Raw genomic sequence first — 16670 nt, 5'->3', positions numbered from 1 at the left:
AAGGAAAGCCCGTCGGCAGCGACGGGCTCGACGAGGAAATGCTGACCGCGCCGACCGGGCAAGGCCGGGGCGTGCCAGCCGCAAGCCGAGCCAAGGTAGCCCGGATTTGGCCGAAAACCGTGCGGCCCGTCGGCCGGCCCGGAGGACTCCGGGCCGGCCGACGGGCCGGGGTGTGGTGGCGCCGCGCTGTCTAGTAGCGCCGCCGCTCGTCGCGGTCCTGCCAGTCGCGGCGGTTGTCGCGCTCCTCGTCGTCGCCGAACCAGTCCGACACGCGGTCGGCCATGCGCCCAAAGAAGCCGCGGTGCTCGTCGCGGTCGTGCCGGTCGTCGTGGTCGCGCACGTGCTGGTAGCGGCTGTTTTCGTCGGCGTCGTAGTAGCCCTGGCTGTAGCCGCCGGCCGAGCGGCCGCCGGCGTAGCGGTCCGAGGCGTGGCTGCGGCTGTCGCGGTCCTGGTCGTAGCGGCCCAATGGCTGCTGCGAGGCCCAGTTGCTGTTCCGGTCGCTGCGGCCGTAGGCGTTCGGGTCGGAGCCGCTGGTGTAGGCCTGCGGCCCGTAGCTGCTGCCGTAGCCCTGGTTGCGCGTGCCGTAGCCCGGGGTCGAGGAACCGTAATCGGCGCTGCGGTCCTGCCAGCGGCGGTCCGCCTCGGAGCGGCCCCACTGGTTTTGCTGGTCGTAGCTGCGCGCGCCGTAGTCGGCGCTGCTGCGGCCCGTGCCGCCCGGGCTGCCGTAGCGGCTGCTGTCGTCGTGGCTGCGGCGGTTCCAGCTTTGCTCGCTGTGGCTGTTGGGGTTCATGCCGCGGCGGCTCAGCTCGCTCCGGTCGCGCTGCCAGTCGTTGTCGCGGCCGTAGGCCGACGAGGACGACGAGCCGCTGCTGTAGCCGTCGTTGCCGCTCACGCCGCGGGTGTTGCTGTCCTCGTCCTGCCAGCGCTGCTGGCCGCGGCGGTTTTCATCGAAGCGGTTGTTCCAGTCACGGTTCTGGTTGCTGTAATTCTGATTGCGGCCGCGGTAGTCGCGGTCCTCATCCGGGTGCTGATTGTAAGTGGCCATGATGGGAATGAGGGTTTTGGTTTGTCCCCGATTTTACCGGCGGCCACGGCCAAAGGTTGCGTTTTGGCTGGGCTGGCCGCCCGTTCCGGCCAGCCTCAGCCCGCTTGGAGCGGGTCAGGCTACCGGGTTGAAGGGCAGGGCGGTGGAGGTTGAAACGGGGTTGCTGCAGCGGCGCTGGCGGCGGGTGTCGGCGCCCCGGCTGTCCTTTGCCAGGACCGGGCACCCCGGCCGGGGTGCCCGAAAAAATAGCAGCGCGTTGCCCGCGGTGCTGGCTATATTTCCCCGGGCCGGCGCCGCTGCCGGTTCCGCCGTTTCGCCCGCCATACCCTACTTCCCATGGATCAACCCAATCAGCTTCTGGCCCCGATGAAAAACACCCAGCACCGCGAAGTCGGCGGCGTGCAGGTCGACGTGGTAGCCGCCGGCACGGCCCGCGTCAAGCGCATCATTTACCCGGTGGGCTTCCGCTGGTCGGCGCACATGCAGCCGGTGGTGGGCACGGCCCTGTGCATGCACGCGCACGTGGGCTTCCTGGCGCAGGGCAGCATCAGCATCCGCTACGCCGACGGCTTCGTGGAGGAGTTTGTGGCCCCGCAGGCCGTGGCCATCGAGCCCGGCCACGACGGCTGGGTGGTGGGCGAGGGCCCGGCCGTGCTCATCGAGTTCGACTTCGAGGGCAACACCGTGGAGCGCCTCGGGCTGCCCACGGTGCACGGCAAGGCCTAGCGCCGGGCTACGAAGGCTGTACCAAAAACCCGCCGGCGTGCTTCGGCCCCTCAAGCCCGGCGGCGCCACGTTTTGGCTGCACCGGGCAGGCTTATCGTCGCCCTTGCCCGAAAACCAGGGCCGACGCTTGCGTAGCTCTGGCTTAACCAGGGCGAAATCAGCCGCCGGCGCAAGGCTTGCTGTAACCGCAACGCGCCCGCCGTTACTGAAGAAGCCAGTAACGGCGGGCGCGTTGCTACCAAGCCGGTTGTGCCCGTTCTACAGTACCATGCCGCCCGTTGCTTCGAGGCGCTGACCGTTCAGCCAGCGGGCGGCGTCGGAGCAAAGGAAAGCTACGATGCCGCCGATGTCGTCGGGCTCGGCGGTGCGGCCCAGGGCCGTCATCTGGGCCACCCAGGCGCGGATTTCGGGCGTATCCGTCATGGCGCCGCCGCCGAATACCGCCCCGGGCGCCACCACGTTGGCCGCAATGCCCCGCGGACCCAGCTCCAGGGCCAGGTAGCGCGTGAACACCTCCACGGCCCCCTTCATGCTGGCGTAGGCCGAGGCCCCCGCGAAGGAGCTGCGCGTGGTAGCCGAGGACACGTTGACGATGCGGCCCCCGTCGCGCAGCAGGGGCAGGGCCTTCTGCGTGAGGAAATACACGCCCTTGAAGTGAATGTTGAGCATGTCGTCGAACTGCGCCTCGGTCAGTTCGGCAATCGGGGCGCTGAGGCTGGTGCCGGCGTTGTTGATGAGAAAGTCGAACCGGTCGGTACCGAAGGTGCTGCCCAGCGCCGTGCGCACCTGGGCGAAGAAGGCATCGAAGGTGCTCAGGTCGGCCGCATTGAGGGGCAGGGCCACGGCGCGGCGGCCCAGGGCCTCGATTTCGGCCACCACGGCGGCGGCTTCGGCCTGCTGGCTGCGGTAGGTCAGGATGACGTCGAGGCCCTGCCGGGCCAGTTTCAGGGCCATGTCTTTGCCCAGGCCGCGGCTGCCGCCGGTAACGAGGGCTATTTTCGGGGAAGTGCTCATAGAGAGTCGGTTTGTCGCGTTGAAATTGAACACGACAAAGGTCCCCGGGCCCGCGGGCGCCGGCGTTGTACCGGCCAATCAGCTTGTTGTAGAAATCAAGCCGGCACTGCTTCCTGCGTCCGAAAAGCGCCGGGACTCAGGGCGGCGTAGCGGCGGAAGAAGTGCGAGAAGTGCGCCACGTCGACGAAGCCCAGGCCGTCGGCAATTTCCCAGAGCGTCCAGTCGGTGTGGCGCAGCAGGGCCTTGGCCTCCTGCGCCAGCCGGCCGCCGATGAGGTCGGTGGTGGTGCGGCCGGTGCTGTCCTTGAGCACCTTGTTGAGGTGGTTGACGTGCACGGCCAGCTGGTCGGCGAAGTCCTTGGCGGTGCGCAGCCGCACCCGCTGCTGGGGCGTGGTGAGCGGAAACTGCCGCTCCAGCAGCTCCACGAAGCGCGCCGAGAGCCGGGCCGCCGCCGAAGGGGCGGGGGGCAGCGCGGGGGCGGGCTGCCGCTTCTGGCCCAGGTGCAGCAGCTCCAGCACGTAGGCCCGCAGCAAAGCGTATTTGTGGGCGTAGTCGGAAGCCAGCTCCTCGTGCATCCGCGCAAAAATGGCCGTGGCCCGCGCCGCCTCGGCCGGCGTGAGCTGAAACACGGGGTAGTCGCGGTGCTGAAACAGCGGCAGCTCGTCCGGGGCAAGGCCGCCGAGCACCGGCAGCAGAAACTCGGCCGTGAACAGGCAGAAATGGCCCTGCTGGGGCTCGGCGGGCCACCACTGAAACGGCACTTTGGGCGTCGAAAACACCAGCGCGTCGGCCTCGATGTCGATGGTCTGGCCCTGATATTCGCTGCGGCTACGGCTGCGCAGCAGGCTGATCTTGTAGAAGGAGCGGCAGGGGTAGGGCACGCCCGCCTGCAGCTGGGTCGATTCCCAGAAGCCGGCCAGGTCGAACACGTTGAAGTGACCGACTTCGCGCTGCAGCTGCTGGGGCAGCAGCGCGCTCAGGTCGGTGCCGATGCAGGGGGCCAGTTCCTGGTAGAGGGCCGTCAGCGCGGTGGTGGTCATGGCAGCAGCTAGCTTGTAGGATTCAACGCCACGGCAACCCGCCCCGGCGCGGAAAGTTTGCCGCCGGCAGTTGAACAGTTGAAGATTATGAAGCTGTTTTGGAAGGCGCCGAAAATCAGGCAAGGCGTCCTGCTGAGCCTGTCGAAGCATCTATTCCGCTTCGTTGCATGGTATCGGACGAAGCGGAATAGATGCTTCGCGGAGCTCAGCAGAACGTTTGGGAGTTTCCGGTCAGGCTTCAGACTTCGGTCCGCGGAAACATCTGGCGGACGGGCGGTGTTGGCGTACTTGCCGCGCTTTCCGTACGCATCCGCATGTCCGCTTCCCCCGTTTCCCTCGATCAGGCCCCGTTTCAGAACTCCTTTGCCGACGCGCTGCGCGCCGACCCCTCGCGCGAGCTGCAGCCCCGGCAGGTGCCCGGCTACCACTACTCGCCCGTAACGCCCACCGCCGTGCGCGACCCGCACCTGCTGGCCTGGTCCGAGGAGCTGGCCGCCGAACTGGGCTTGAGCCGCCCGCCCACCCGCGGCCCGGCCGTGGAGGTGCTGGCCGGCAACCGGGTGCTGCCTTCCATGCGGCCCTTCGCGGCGCGCTACGGCGGGCACCAGTTCGGCAACTGGGCCGGGCAGCTCGGCGACGGGCGCGCCATGGGGCTGGGCGAGCTGCCGGCCCCCGACGGCCGCGCCTGGGAAATCCAACTGAAGGGCGCCGGCCCCACGCCCTACTCGCGCCGCGCCGACGGGCGGGCCGTGCTGCGCTCCTCCCTGCGCGAATTCCTCTGCTCCGAGGCCATGCACCACCTCGGCGTGCCCACCACCCGGGCGCTGAGCCTGGTGGGCACCGGCGAGCCGGTGGTGCGCGACATGTTTTACGACGGCAACCCCCGGCCCGAGCCCGGCGCCGTGGTGGCCCGCGTGGCGCCCTCGTTCGTGCGCTTCGGCAACTTCCAGATCCTGGCTGCCCACGGCGAAACCGAGCAGCTGCGCGAGCTGACGGACTACGTCATCGGCCGCTTCTTTCCCGAGCTGGGCCCGCCCTCGGCCGACGTGTACGTGCGCTTTTTCGGGGACGTGTGCCGGCGCACGGCCGTGATGGTGGCGCACTGGATGACGGTGGGCTTCGTGCACGGGGTGATGAACACCGACAACATGAGCATTCTGGGCCTGACCATCGACTACGGCCCCTACGGCTGGCTGGAGCCCTACCAGCCCGACTGGACGCCCAACACCACCGACTTCGGCACCCACCGCTACGCCTTCGGGCAGCAGCCGCGCGTGGCCCTCTGGAACCTGATGATGCTGGCCCAGGCCCTGAGCCCCTTGGTGGCCGATGTGCAGGCCCTGCGCCCGGCCCTCGACGAGTACGTGCGCGTGTTCACCGCCACCCGCAACGCCCAGCTGCGCCGCAAGCTCGGCCTCACCCGCCAGGCCTCGGTCGACGACGCCCCGCTGCTCGACAGCCTGCTCGAAGCCCTGGCCGCCGCCGAAGTCGACATGACGGTGTTTTTCCGCCGCCTCGCCCACCGCGTGCCGGCCCTGCTCACCCGCCCCGCCGAAGCGGATGAAGCCCTGGAGGCCCTGCTAACCGCTGCGGCTTACCCCGAATCCGCGGCCGAGGGCCTGCGGCAGCTGCGCGAGTGGCTGGGCCGCTACCTGCTGCGCCTGCGCCAGGAGCCGGCCGATGCAGCCGGCATCGGCGCCGGCATGCTGGCCGCCAATCCCAAGTACGTGCTGCGCAACTACCTCGCCGCCCAGGCCATCGAAGCCGCCGAAGCCGGCGACCTGGCCCCGCTCAACCGCCTGTTCGAGGTGCTCAAACGCCCCTTCGACGAGCAGCCCGAACACGAGGAGCTGGCCGCCAAGCGCCCCGAATGGGCCCGCGAAAAGCCCGGCAGCGCCACGCTTTCGTGCAGCTCCTAGCCGCAAAACCGGCCCCATCCGGGGCAAGCCGGCGTACCAGGCACCCCCGACGGCAACGGCCCGCTCGTCGCGCTGCAGTAGCGTGCGAGCGGGCCGTTGCCGTCCGTGGGCCGGCTGCCACTAGCGCACGACTTCCAGGCGCCCTTTGTAGCTGGTGGCGCCCTGCCGGAGCAGGTAGTAATACACGCCGGGCGGGGCATCCGCGCCCCAGTCGTGGCGGTAATCGGCGGTGCGGTACACCTGGCGGCCCCAGCGGTTATAGAGTTCCAGCTGCCAGGGGCCGCGCGTCAGCCCGTTGATGACAAACCGGTCGTTCTGCCCGTCGCCGTCGGGCGTGATGACGTTCGGCAGAAACAGGCAGCTCTGGTAGCGCACGTGCCGCGTGACGGTGCGCGTATCGCAGAACCCCGTGACGGTCAGCGCGTAGGTGCCGGGCTCGGCGACGGTGAGCGTGGGTCCGGTCGTGCCGTCGGACCAGTGGTAGCGCAGGCCCGGGCCGCGCAGGGCGGGGGCGCGCAGCCGCAGCGGCTGCTCCAGGCACAGCGTGGTATCGGGGCCGAGGGTGAAGGCGGGCACCAGGGGCGCGGGCTGCACCAGCAGCGAGTCGCGGCTGGTGCAGCCGCCGGCGTAGGTGAGGCGCACCGCGTACAGTCCGGGCCGGGAAACGCTGATGGCGGGCGTGGTGGCGCCGGTGCTCCACAGGTAGCCGAGCGCGTCGGGGTGTTGGGCCGTGAGCTGCAACGCGGCGCCGGGGCAGAGCAGCGTGTCGCCACTGACCGACGCGACGCTGGCCACCGGCGGACTCACGGTGTGAGTGGCCGTCCGGCGGCAGCCGTCGGCGAAGGTAGCCGTGACCGAGTAGGTGCCGGTGGTGCCCACAAGCAGCGTGGCGGTGGTGGCGCCGGTATTCCACAGGTAGCTGGTCACGGGGCTGCCGGTGGCTGTAGCGGTGAGCGGGGTGCTCTGCCCCGGGCACAGCTGCTGGCGCCCGCCGATGCTCACCGCGTTGGCCGCCAGGGTGGTAGTGGCCGTGGCCGCGCAGCCGCTGCCGTAGCGGGCCGTCACGGAATAGGCTCCGGCCTGGGTCACGCTGATGGCGGGCGTGGTGGCGCCCGTGCTCCACAGGTAGCTGCCGGCGCCGGGGGCCACGGCCGTCAGGGTCCGGGCCGTGCCGGGGCAGAGCGGGGCGGCGCCCGTAATCTGCACGCTCGGGCTGATGCTGCGCACCCGCAGGCGCTCCGTCAGGGTGTAGCCGCCGCGAAACGTGGCCGTGACGGAGTAGGTGCCGGGCGTCGTCACGGTGATGCTGGCGGTGGTGGCGCCGGTGCTCCAGCGGTAGCCCGTCACGGCGCCGGTGGCGCGGGCCGTGAGGTGCACCTGCCCGCCCTGGCAGAGCAGCGAGTCGCCCGCGAGCTGCAGCGCGGGCGGCGGCAGGGCCCGGGTCAGGTACGTGGAGGTGCCGTTGTGGCCGGGCAGGGTGAGGCCCTGGCCAAAATTCAGCAGGGGCGAGTCGTAGTTGCCCGCCACGCTGGGGGTGGTGCCCCCCGGCGGCAGGGCAATGCAGCTCGTCTCGTCCCGGTAGGTGCCGTGCACCGCCATGGCCCAGCGCCAGTTGCCGGCGGCGTCCAGCTGCCCCACGAAGCCGTCGTTGTAGCCTGCGCTGGCCAGCGCGGTAGAGCCAAGCTGCACGTTGCCGTAAAAATTACCGCAGACGTAGCTATTGCCGTCTGCGTCCAGCGTGAGGGCGGCTGGGAGCCAATCATTGCCGTCAAACCCAGATGACGGCCGGACCCAGCGGTAGCCGCCGTTGGCATCCAGCTGGGCCACGTAGGCCGTGCGCGTCGTAGGGGGCCGGGTGAGTGTGATGGCGCCGAAGCTGAACGTGCCGCTGAAGTTGCCGGTGAAACGGCAGTTGCCGCGGGCATCGACCACCAACGCCGACTTGAGCTGGAGCACTTGGCCCGGGGCAATGTTGCTGCTGGGCACTGCCCAGCGGTAGTTGCCCTGCGCGTCCAGCTTGCTCACGAACGTGCAGCCCGTCGCAAAGGTCAGCGGCCCAAAACGGCTGTTGGCACCCAGGCTAAAGCCGGCCTGATACACATTGCCCTGGGCATCTAGGGCAAGGGCCACACCGCCGTCCTCCTGCTGGCCGCCGCCGGCCACCGCCCAGGTCCAGTTGCCCTGGGCATCGATGCGGGCCACGTAGGCGTCGGGGGTTACGGGCCGGGAGACCGGCACCACGTTGGCAAGGGTGGTGCTGCCGAAGGTGGCCGCCTGCCAGAACTGGCCGGTGATGTAGGCGTTGCCCGCTCGGTCGACGGCAATATCGGCGCTTAAGTGCGGGCCGCTGCCACCGGGGCATTTGGCCCACAGCCAGTTGCCGCTGCTGTCGAGCTTGGCCACGAAGGCGGCGTACCCCGTCACTTGGTTGGATCGGGTGATGGGGCTGGCGAGCGTGATGCCGCCAAACGAAGCCGTGGTACTGACGAAATAGCCCGTCACGTACACGTTGCCGCGGGCATCGAGGCCCAGCCCCAAGCCCGCGTCGCCGTTGTCGGGGCCGCCGGCCTGCCGCATCCAGCGCAGGGTGCCGCGGGCGTCGAACTTGGCCACGAAGATGTCGTCGCCCAGGTTAGAAGCGTTGTACGTGGCAGTGCCGAAACGCACATCGTTTCGAAAGCCCCCGGTTACGTAGGTGTTGCCGGCCGAATCGGTGGCCATATCATTGATGTGCGAGCTGCCGAGGAAATTGCTGCTGGGCACCGGCGCCGACACCGTGACGGCCCAGTCAAACGAAGGCCCCTGGGCCCGGGCCAGGCCCGCGCAGAGCAGGCCGCCCAACAGAACGCAGCTCACGCAAAGCTGCCGGAGTAACCGATAAGGCAAAGGAATCGGGGGTTGGTGACGAGCTGAGACAGCGCCGCCGGGCAAGAGGCCGGCACGCCGGGTAAGGGCGCCGCTGTGGGCAGCGACGGGCGGTAAACGCCTTTCCAACGTCCGCGGACCCTTTGCTGGTATGCCTGCCCGGCAATGAATGCTAGCTTTGGGCCTATCTGCTTCATGCCGCGCCTTCCCAACTCCTGCTACCCGCTGCTGCTTGGCTGCCTGCTCGGCTGCGGCGAGGCCGTGCAGCGGCCACCGGCTGCGCCCGCTGCTACCCCGCCAATAGCTGCGCCGGCCAAGCCCGATTCCGTTCCCATCCCGTACGGCCCGCCGGCGGTTATGGCCCGCGTCGACTACGCGGCTTACGACAGCCTGCGCCGGGCCGAAAACCAGCTGGCCTTTACCGATAGCGTTGATCAGCGCATTGCCGACGCGGCCCGGCCGCCCGGCCCGCAGGCCCGCGAGCGGTGCGAACTGATGCGCTACGTGCCGGCCGACCGCCTCGACGAAGAAGAGTGCTGCAACGAGTGGACGCCCTGGCTCACCGAATTCTGCGCCTTGGAAGAGTTCATACCCACGGGCGCCGCCGAAGGATCGTACCCGCGCCCGGTGCCGCTGCCCAACGCGGCCGGCCGCCAGCTGTTTCTGGCCGGCAGCCCGTACTTCGGCCCGATTGTACTGCTGGAGTTTCGCGGCCCCCGGTACCGGGCCCGGGTGCTGGGCCGGCACAGCGGGTTTGGGGGCATCCGCCACCAGCTTTACCGCTCTGCCGATGCGGAGTTGCTGGTGCTCGAAAACACCTACGGCCACATGGGGGCGGGCCGGGGCTCCAGCGGCTCGGCCGTTACGTGGCTGCAGATCTACGACCTGCGGCGCGACCAATGGCTCTTCAGTGCCCTCACCAGCCGCACGGAGGAATACCACGGCTACACCGACGACGAGGGCCGCGAGGTGCCCAGCCGCTACCTCGAAGCCAGCCGCGACTACGCCGTGCGCGACCAAGGCCGCACCGTCGTGCTCGGCCGCTACCGGCCGCATGCCACCGCCGCGGACGACCGGTCCGACACGGTGGCTTATTCCCTGGCCGGCGCCGCGGGGGCCGATCTGCCCGCGGGCACTTACCGCCTCGGGGCTGGCCGCTACCGGCGGGCCGGCAACTAGCCCGCCGGCCCCAGGCCGGCTATGGTGCCAGCTCCAGCACCAGCATCAGGGCGGCGGGGCTGAGGGCTTCCAGCTCCGCTTCATCGGTGTCCCAGAGGGCCAGAGCGTCTTTTTCGTGCAGCAGGCGGCCTGCCAGCTCGAAGGCCCCGGCCAGCACGAAGGCAACCAGCCGGGCGCCCTCGGCCAGGCGGCAAACCGCCTCGTGGCGCCCGCCAAAACGGCCCAGGTGCAGCGCGAAGCCCATGCCGCTGGCAGCCGGCACGATGGGCGCCAGCTGGTTGTCCAGCGCCTCGGGCGCGAAGGCGAAGCGCTGCGGCGCCAGCAACGGGGCGGCGACCGGGGCCGCGTCGAGCCAGAGGTGCAGAAAGTTGATGACGTCGGCCGCGTAAGGGTTCTGAAAGCCAACCTCGGCGCCGGCGGCCAGCGGCAGCAGCAGCGCTTCGCCCACGTCGACGGTAGCCGGGGCGTGCTGCGGGCCGCACACTTGCACGTCGCCGGTGATGGGCAGCACCAGCAGCAGCGCCGCGGCATCGGCCCGGAAGCTGACCTGCTGCCCGCCCGCCAGCAGCTCCTCGTTCAGGGCCCGCAGGCGGCCCACGGGGCCCTTGTGCGCGTCGGCGTAGGAGCCGAAGCTCAGGGTGCTGTAGCGGCGAAACTGCGCGGTTTCCGTCAGCCCGCGCTGCTCGGCCAGAAAGATGTTACCGGGCGTCTGCTTCATCGGGCGGGGCGGGCAGCTGGAGGGAGTGAATCGATAAAAACGGCTGCAGCGCCAGCAGGTGCGTGGGCAGCCCCGCGCCGGGCGCCGCGGGCCGGGCCGCGGCCACCGACACCAGCAGGTAGGTGCCGATGGTGTCGTGCCAGCGCAGCGCCTCGGAGTAGAAGTTGACGGCCACCTGGTGGCGGCTGCGGTCCTGCAGGTCGGAGTTGATGAGTTCGAACTGAAACTGGCTGAACGGCAGAAAGCGCCGGCCCAGGTTGTCGACGATGTCGGGCACCAGCCCGCCGAGCTGCTGCAAATAGCCCCGCACGGCCGCGCTGACCAGAAAGTGCAGCCGCTCGGCCCCGGCCGCGTGCTGCAGCAGCTGCCCGAAGGTGCGGTACTGCCGCGCCGGGTCCACCGTCTGGGCCTGCAGCCGAAACTCCTGGTAGGTATCCTCCCACACCAGCTTGTCCCAGGCGTGGGTGGCGCCGGCGTCGATGATTTTGCGGTAGCAGAGCGTGATGGTGCGGGCCATGGGGTGAGGTGGTGAGGTGGTGAGTTGATGTTCGGGAGGACGAAACCGCGCCCGTGGCGCAAGCAGCACGCCACTCACTATTTCACCACCTCACCAGTTCATCGTTACGCCGGTACGCCCAGCGAGATGGACAGTTGGAAGCCGCTGGTGGTGTTGCCCGTTACCGAGGCCAGCTCCAGGCTCACCCCGTCGCTGAACACGTTGTCCTGGGCGTTGGCGGTGTAGCCCGTCAGGCCCTTGGCGTAGCCGTTGACGGCCGCCACGGCCGAGCCCGTGCCCTCGGGGAAGGCAATCTGGGTGACTTTCAACGACTGCCCGCTGGCCGAGTACACGTGCACGTGGATGTGGGTGGCGCGGCCCGAGTACCAGCCCGGGAAGATGCTGGTGAACGTGACCAGCCCGTTGGCGCCGGTGGTCTGCCGGCCGCGCAGGAAGTGCACCGACTGGTAGTTGGTCGACTGCATCCCGGTGCCGCCGTACTCCGAGTAGTTGCCCTCGGCGTCGCAGTGCCAGATGTCGACCAGCGCCCCGGCCAGGGCCGCGCAGCCGTTGTTGGTATTGGTGATGGTGATGTTGGCCGTCAGCAGGTGCCCGGCTTTGCCGTCGCGGATGTCGGAGCGCACGTAGGAGGCCGGCTGCTTGGTGGGGAAGGGGCCTTCAGTTTCGGTGGGCGCCGCCGCGCAGCTGCCCGAGCCCGTGGTGCCGGTGGTGCCGCCCGTGGTGGTGGCGCCCGAAGTGTCCGGCGTCACCTCGTCCTTGCCGCAGGCCGACAACAGGGCGGGGGCCGACACGGCGCCGACCAGAAGGCTCTTCAGAAAGTGCTTGCGTTCCATAAGGGTAGTTGCGTTACGGATGGCTGATTCGTTGAGTCAAAGTTGTATTTATCCTTTTTGTAGCGCAGGCTCGAATCGACCACCAGCACGATTGTGCCGACGAATACCAGAGCTGCTGTTGACGGACCGTACAGGCGGAAAAGGGGAGGCGTAGGAGTGATTTTATATTGAGAGGGTGCGTTTTTGGGTGAAGTAAAACGGTTTTCATCCTGGCTTCTGCCTCAGGCGGGGCCGTCGTCAGCCAAATGACGTAGGCCCTGTTGCGCCTTTAGCCGGAGCGCGGCGCCTGGTTGGGTTACGATGGTGAAATGGTATTCTGGTGGTTGGTGCCGAGCTAGTCTGCTCTGGGCGGCTCGTGGTCGGGGAAAAGCGCCGATTGGTCGATTGCGGCCCCTGCTTCGCCCGCGCCCGGGGCGCCTGCGCGTCGCGAGGCTCCCCTGCGAGCCGGCGTCGGGGCCCGGGCGGTACCGGCTTCGGGGCGGTTCCGGCCGCCGCTGCCGACCTTTGCCCCGATGCATACCCTCGAACAGCTTCGCGCCGGGCAGTTGGCCGGCGCCACCCGCCTCGACCTCGCCGCCGGCCTCACGGAATTTCCGCGCGAAATATTTGACCTCGCCGACACGCTGGAAATTCTCAACCTCTCCGGCAACCGCCTGCGCACGCTGCCCGCCGATCTGCACCGGCTGCACCGGCTGCGCATTCTGTTCTGCTCCGACAACCTGTTCGAGGAAGTGCCCGCCGCGGTCGGCCAGTGCCCCGCGCTGAGCATGGTGGGGTTCAAGACCAACCAGATTCGCACCCTGCCGGCCGCCGCGCTGCCGCCCCAGCTGCGCTGGCTGATTTTGTCCAACAACCGGCTGCAGGCCCTGCCGCCCGAAATCGGCCGCTGCACGCGGCTGCAGAAGCTGATGCTGGCCGGCAACGAGCTGCGCGCGCTGCCCGCCGAGCTGGCCCAGTGCCACCACCTGGAGCTGCTGCGCCTGGCCGCCAACCACCTCGACCACCTGCCGGCCTGGCTGCTGCGCATGCCGCGCCTGAGCTGGCTGGGCTACGCCGGCAACCCCTTTGCCGACCGCAGCGAAGCCGCCGTGCTGGCCCGCCACCCCACCCGCCAGATTCCCTGGCTTGAGCTGACGCTGGAGCAAAAGCTGGGGGAGGGCGCCTCGGGCGTTATTTCGCGGGCCCGGTGGCAGCCGGCCGGCGAGGCGCCGCGGGCCGTGGCCGTGAAGCTGTTCAAGGGCGCCATTACCAGCGACGGGCTGCCCCGCAGCGAAATGGACGCCTACATCAGCGCCGGTCGCCAGGCCAGCCTGATCGGGGTGGAAGGGCAGATAACCGGGCACCCGGCCGGCACCGAGGGGCTGGTGCTGACGCTCATCAGCCCGCGCTACGGCAACCTGGCCGGGCCGCCCAGCTTCGCCACCTGCTCCCGCGACGTGTATGATGCCGATACGCGCTTCACCCTGCCCGCCGCCTTGCGCATCGCCGCGGGCATTGCCGGGGCCGCCGCGCACCTGCACGCGCAGGGCATCACCCACGGCGACCTGTACGGCCACAACATCCTGGTGGAGCCCGGCGGCCACGCCCTGCTCGGCGACTTCGGCGCGGCCAGCTTTTTCGAGCCCACCGACGTGGCTACCGCCCAGGGATTGCAGGCGCTGGAGGTGCGGGCCTTCGGCTGCCTGCTGGAAGAGCTGCTGGAACGCTGCGACCCGGCTTCGGCCGCGGAACAGGCGGCGCTGGAGCCGCTGTGGGCGCTGCAGCGCCAGTGCGCGCAGCCCGAGGTGGCCGCCCGCCCCACGTTTGCCGCTATCGAACGGGCGCTGGCCGCTGCCGCGCCGGCTGCTTCCCCGGATTAGGCTGTAAAAAGTAGTCAGGAACGCCAGGCTGAGCAAAGCCGAAGCATCTTTACCGCACGATTAAGCAACGTGGGAGCGATGCTTCGGCTTTGCTCAGCACGACGGTTGGTTTGCTTGCTGTCCACTCGCCTGGGTTTGGTTTGTAGAGCCGGGTCGAAACCACTGTATTTCGCTATGCTGCGCTGGGCCGACGTCCTCAAATACGCCAGATACAGCAACCCCGAGCCGCCCCGGCGCCTGGTGCTGACCGAAGCGGAATGGGCCGCGCAGCTCACGCCCGCCCAGCTGGCCGTGCTACGCCAGCACGGCACCGAGCCGCCCTACCGCAACGCCTTTTGCCGCACCTACGAGCCCGGCCGCTACGTGTGCGCCGGCTGCGGCAGCCTCTTGTTCGATGCGGCCACGAAGTACCACGCCATTTCGGGGTGGCCGAGCTTCACCCAGCCCGCGGCCAGAAACGCCCTCAGCTACCACTTCGACGACAGCCATAACATGCAGCGGGTGGAGGTGCGCTGCAACGTGTGCGCGGGCCACCTCGGCCACGTCTTTCCCGACGGCCCCGCCCCGGCCGGGCTGCGCTACTGCATCAACTCGGTGAGCTTGCGGCAAGAGCAGGACGCACCGCCGCACCCGTAGAAGCCGGGACCGGCACCCGGCGCCGCATGGTGACCGGTCTGGCGGCTTTATCTGACCACTTCCACCCAGCCTTTGTAAAGCGCGCCGGACGTGCTGTGGCGCAGGCGGTAAAAATATACGCCGGCTGCGGCGCCGGAGCCCCACTGGCCGGTGTAATCATTCGTGTGGTACACCTGCTGGCCCCAGCGCGTAAAGACTTGCAGCTCCCACGGGCCAGCGGGCAGCCCGCGCACCACAAACCTATCGTTGAGGTCGTCCCCGTTAGGCGTGATGATGTTCGGAATGACGATGCAGGCGCGGAAATCGACGCGCCGACTGAGTTGCTGGCACCAATCAGGAGCCGTCAGCTGCAGCGTGTAGAGCCCCGGCTCACTGACCGGTAAGGTGGCCTGCGTGGAGCCGTCGGACCAGCGGTAGGTGGTGCCCGGCGGCAGGGCCCCGGCCGCCGGGCCGCGCAGCAGCAGGCTGCCGCCCTCGCACAGGGTGGTATCGGGGCCAAACCCGAACGCCGGCCCGCGGGGCAGGAGCCGCACGCGCTGGGCCGCCGCGGCCCGGCAGGTGCTGCCGAAATAGACCTGCACCGAATACTGGCCGGGCTGGCTGACGGCAATGGCGGGCGTGGTAGCACCGGTGCTCCAGCGGTAGCCGGTGGCGTTGGGCGTGGTGGCGTCCAGCTGCACCACGCCATCGGCGCACAGCAGCGAATCGCCCCGGATGCGGATGGGGGGCGTAATGAAGGGCTGCACCGTATGCTGAAACGTGACCACGGCTCCCCCGGGAAAGGTGCAGGTGAGCGTGTAGAGGCCGGGCTGCGTGACGCTGATGCTGGCCGTGGTGGCGCCGGTGCTCCACCGGTAAGTGGTGGCCCCGGCCGGTCCGCGCAGCACGGTGGTTGCGCCGTGGCACAGCAGGGCGTCGCCGCTGATCTGGGGCAGGCCCAGGCGGATCAGCCACATGTCAAACGAGTTGCCGCGCGTCGGCTCGCTTTTGTCGCCGCTCACTTCCGAATAAGAGCGGGCCGCCAGCACGTACTCGCCGGCGCCCACGGCCGCCAGCGTCCCGGTGCGGCCCGCCAGCTCGTCGCCGCTGCCGCCCACGCAGTAGTTGTCCTGCAGCTGCCCATCGGCCCGCAGCCGCACCAGCCACATATCGGAGGCGCCGCGGCGGGGGGCGGTGCTTTCGCGGCCGGCGCCGCGGTTGCTGCCGCTCACCAGCCAGCCGCCGCCGGGCAGCCCGAGGGCCGCCGTGGCGTAATCGTCGGACGGGCTGCCCACGGTCCGGTCCCAGTTGACGGCCCCGGTGGCCGGGTTGATGTTGACCAGCCAGTAATCCAGGCCCCCGCGGCTGTCCTCGCTTTTGTTCCCGCCCCGGTTGCCGTTGGAGCGGCCGACCAGCAGCGCGCTGCCATCCGCGCCCAGGCTCAGGTTGGCCAGCCCGCTGTCGGCGCCGGGCGCGCCGTAGGTGGCCTGCCACTGCTGCGCGAAGCCGGCGTCGAATTTGATCAACCAATAGTCGCGCTGGCCGCGCAAGGGCGCGGTTTTAGTGCCCGAGGCCGGCGAGCTGGACGTGCCGCCGAGCAGGTAGCCGCCGTCGGGCGTGGCCAGCAGCCGCACGCTCGCATCCTCCTGCGGGCCGCCGTACGACCGGTCCCAGAGCCGTCGGCCGCTGGCATCGATTTTCACGACCCAATAGTCGCCCCGGCCGGGCACGACGTTGTCGAACGAGGCGGTGGTTTTCTCGCCGCTGCTGGGGGAATTGCTGAGGCCCGTAAGCAGAAAGCCGCCGTCCGGGGTGGGCAGGATATCGGTTAAGTAGTCGTCGTGGCGGCCGCCGTAGCGGTGGTCCCACACTTTGTCGCCGCGGGCATTGAGCTTCACCACCCAGAAATCATCTTCGCCCCGGGACGCCTCGCTGATGTCGCCGAAGGGGGCGTAGCGCGTATCGGTGTGGCCGCCGACGAGGAAGCCGCCGTCCGGCGTCGCGGCCAGCGCGGTGAGGTCATCATCGGTAACGCCACCCAGCGCCTTGTCCCATTGTTTCACCCCGAGCGAATCGGTCTTGACCAGCCAGTAGTCGAACTGGCCGCGGGAAGGCTCGGTGCGGTCGAACCCGCTCCAGGAAAGGCTGCTGCCGGCCAGCAGGAAGCCCCCGTCGGCGGTGCGCAGCATCACACTGACGTCGTCGCCCGAGGGGCCGCCGTAGGTTCGGTCCCATTTTTTGGTGAACGTCTGCGCCCACGCGGGGGCGGCCAGCAGCCACAACCCGCAAATCAGTACGCGTGCGAGAGGAATCATCGGGCTAGCTATTCAGGCATCGGAT

13 protein-coding genes are annotated in these 16670 nt (G+C 69.4%); 5 read left to right on the top strand and 8 right to left on the bottom strand.

Going from position 1 to position 16670, the window contains the following annotated elements; all coding sequences use genetic code 11:
• Positions 1 to 190 precede the first annotated feature (190 nt).
• On the bottom strand, positions 191 to 1045 hold the full coding sequence (locus tag DLM85_RS25400; protein WP_165822039.1) for a hypothetical protein: 855 nt from the start codon (positions 1043 to 1045) through the stop codon (positions 191 to 193).
• A gap of 336 nt (positions 1046 to 1381) precedes the next feature.
• Here DLM85_RS25400 and DLM85_RS07100 point away from each other — a divergent pair, with 336 nt between their 5' ends.
• Positions 1382 to 1771, top strand: coding sequence for a cupin domain-containing protein (locus tag DLM85_RS07100; protein ID WP_111477342.1), 390 nt, complete (start codon positions 1382 to 1384; stop codon positions 1769 to 1771).
• Between the two features lie 258 nt (positions 1772 to 2029).
• Here the strand turns inward: DLM85_RS07100 and DLM85_RS07095 are convergent, their stop codons facing one another.
• The gene (locus DLM85_RS07095) at positions 2030 to 2785 is read right to left on the bottom strand and encodes an SDR family NAD(P)-dependent oxidoreductase (protein ID WP_111477341.1); all 756 of its coding nucleotides are present in this window, start codon (positions 2783 to 2785) and stop codon (positions 2030 to 2032) included.
• A 95-nt stretch (positions 2786 to 2880) separates the two neighbouring features.
• On the bottom strand, positions 2881 to 3825 hold the full coding sequence (locus DLM85_RS07090; protein ID WP_111477340.1) for a helix-turn-helix domain-containing protein: 945 nt from the start codon (positions 3823 to 3825) through the stop codon (positions 2881 to 2883).
• A gap of 314 nt (positions 3826 to 4139) precedes the next feature.
• Here DLM85_RS07090 and DLM85_RS07085 point away from each other — a divergent pair, with 314 nt between their 5' ends.
• Positions 4140 to 5744, top strand: a complete 1605-nt coding sequence (locus DLM85_RS07085) for a protein adenylyltransferase SelO (RefSeq protein WP_111477339.1) — start codon at positions 4140 to 4142, stop codon at positions 5742 to 5744.
• Positions 5745 to 5864: 120 nt separating this feature from the next.
• Here DLM85_RS07085 and DLM85_RS07080 read toward each other — a convergent pair whose 3' ends face one another.
• Positions 5865 to 8600: a T9SS type B sorting domain-containing protein gene (locus DLM85_RS07080; protein WP_165822038.1), complete on the bottom strand. Its 2736-nt coding sequence runs from the start codon at positions 8598 to 8600 to the stop codon at positions 5865 to 5867.
• A gap of 204 nt (positions 8601 to 8804) precedes the next feature.
• Here DLM85_RS07080 and DLM85_RS25395 point away from each other — a divergent pair, with 204 nt between their 5' ends.
• Positions 8805 to 9788, top strand: a complete 984-nt coding sequence (locus DLM85_RS25395; protein ID WP_165822037.1) for a hypothetical protein — start codon at positions 8805 to 8807, stop codon at positions 9786 to 9788.
• A gap of 19 nt (positions 9789 to 9807) precedes the next feature.
• Here the strand turns inward: DLM85_RS25395 and DLM85_RS07075 are convergent, their stop codons facing one another.
• The 3 genes from DLM85_RS07075 to DLM85_RS07065 form a co-directional block, all read right to left on the bottom strand.
• Positions 9808 to 10506: a pirin family protein gene (locus DLM85_RS07075; RefSeq protein ID WP_111477337.1), complete on the bottom strand. Its 699-nt coding sequence runs from the start codon at positions 10504 to 10506 to the stop codon at positions 9808 to 9810.
• Positions 10487 to 11023: a hypothetical protein gene (locus tag DLM85_RS07070; RefSeq protein WP_111477336.1), complete on the bottom strand. Its 537-nt coding sequence runs from the start codon at positions 11021 to 11023 to the stop codon at positions 10487 to 10489. Before DLM85_RS07070 ends, DLM85_RS07075 begins: the two co-directional genes overlap by 20 nt.
• 104 nt (positions 11024 to 11127) lie before the next feature.
• Complete coding sequence (locus tag DLM85_RS07065) at positions 11128 to 11856, bottom strand: dioxygenase family protein (protein WP_111477335.1); 729 nt, start codon at positions 11854 to 11856, stop codon at positions 11128 to 11130.
• Positions 11857 to 12368: 512 nt separating this feature from the next.
• On the opposite strand from DLM85_RS07065, the gene DLM85_RS07060 reads away from it, so the two are divergent.
• Together DLM85_RS07060 and msrB are read left to right on the top strand one after the other, a co-directional pair.
• Positions 12369 to 13715, top strand: coding sequence for a leucine-rich repeat domain-containing protein (locus DLM85_RS07060; RefSeq protein ID WP_111477334.1), 1347 nt, complete (start codon positions 12369 to 12371; stop codon positions 13713 to 13715).
• A gap of 174 nt (positions 13716 to 13889) precedes the next feature.
• Positions 13890 to 14351 carry a peptide-methionine (R)-S-oxide reductase MsrB gene (msrB, locus tag DLM85_RS07055; RefSeq protein ID WP_111477333.1) on the top strand — a complete coding sequence of 154 codons (462 nt, stop codon included), beginning with the start codon at positions 13890 to 13892 and terminating at the stop codon, positions 14349 to 14351.
• Between the two features lie 47 nt (positions 14352 to 14398).
• Here the strand turns inward: msrB and DLM85_RS07050 are convergent, their stop codons facing one another.
• Entirely contained in the window at positions 14399 to 16645 is a 2247-nt protein-coding gene (locus DLM85_RS07050; protein WP_133256946.1) for a T9SS type B sorting domain-containing protein, read from the bottom strand.
• Between the last annotated feature and the right edge of the window lie 25 nt (positions 16646 to 16670).

The sequence above is a fragment of the Hymenobacter edaphi genome, assembly GCF_003258365.1.
Taxonomy (GTDB): Bacteria; Bacteroidota; Bacteroidia; order Cytophagales; family Hymenobacteraceae; genus Solirubrum; species Solirubrum edaphi.
Note: the sequence above shows the minus strand (reverse complement) of the source record. Positions and strands in the feature narration are given on the sequence as shown.

What these genes read in the sequence shown, in the direction of transcription:
- DLM85_RS25395 (WP_165822037.1), top strand. Translation starts at nt 8,805, where the DNA reads ATGCCGCGCCTTCCCAACTCCTGCTACCCGCTGCTGCTTGGCTGCCTG.
- DLM85_RS07075 (WP_111477337.1), bottom strand. Translation starts at nt 10,506, where the DNA reads ATGAAGCAGACGCCCGGTAACATCTTTCTGGCCGAGCAGCGCGGGCTG.
- DLM85_RS07065 (WP_111477335.1), bottom strand. Translation starts at nt 11,856, where the DNA reads ATGGAACGCAAGCACTTTCTGAAGAGCCTTCTGGTCGGCGCCGTGTCG.
- DLM85_RS07095 (WP_111477341.1), bottom strand. Translation starts at nt 2,785, where the DNA reads ATGAGCACTTCCCCGAAAATAGCCCTCGTTACCGGCGGCAGCCGCGGC.
- DLM85_RS07100 (WP_111477342.1), top strand. Translation starts at nt 1,382, where the DNA reads ATGGATCAACCCAATCAGCTTCTGGCCCCGATGAAAAACACCCAGCAC.
- DLM85_RS07070 (WP_111477336.1), bottom strand. Translation starts at nt 11,023, where the DNA reads ATGGCCCGCACCATCACGCTCTGCTACCGCAAAATCATCGACGCCGGC.
- DLM85_RS07060 (WP_111477334.1), top strand. Translation starts at nt 12,369, where the DNA reads ATGCATACCCTCGAACAGCTTCGCGCCGGGCAGTTGGCCGGCGCCACC.
- DLM85_RS07090 (WP_111477340.1), bottom strand. Translation starts at nt 3,825, where the DNA reads ATGACCACCACCGCGCTGACGGCCCTCTACCAGGAACTGGCCCCCTGC.
- msrB (WP_111477333.1), top strand. Translation starts at nt 13,890, where the DNA reads ATGCTGCGCTGGGCCGACGTCCTCAAATACGCCAGATACAGCAACCCC.
- DLM85_RS25400 (WP_165822039.1), bottom strand. Translation starts at nt 1,045, where the DNA reads ATGGCCACTTACAATCAGCACCCGGATGAGGACCGCGACTACCGCGGC.
- DLM85_RS07085 (WP_111477339.1), top strand. Translation starts at nt 4,140, where the DNA reads ATGTCCGCTTCCCCCGTTTCCCTCGATCAGGCCCCGTTTCAGAACTCC.
- DLM85_RS07050 (WP_133256946.1), bottom strand. Translation starts at nt 16,645, where the DNA reads ATGATTCCTCTCGCACGCGTACTGATTTGCGGGTTGTGGCTGCTGGCC.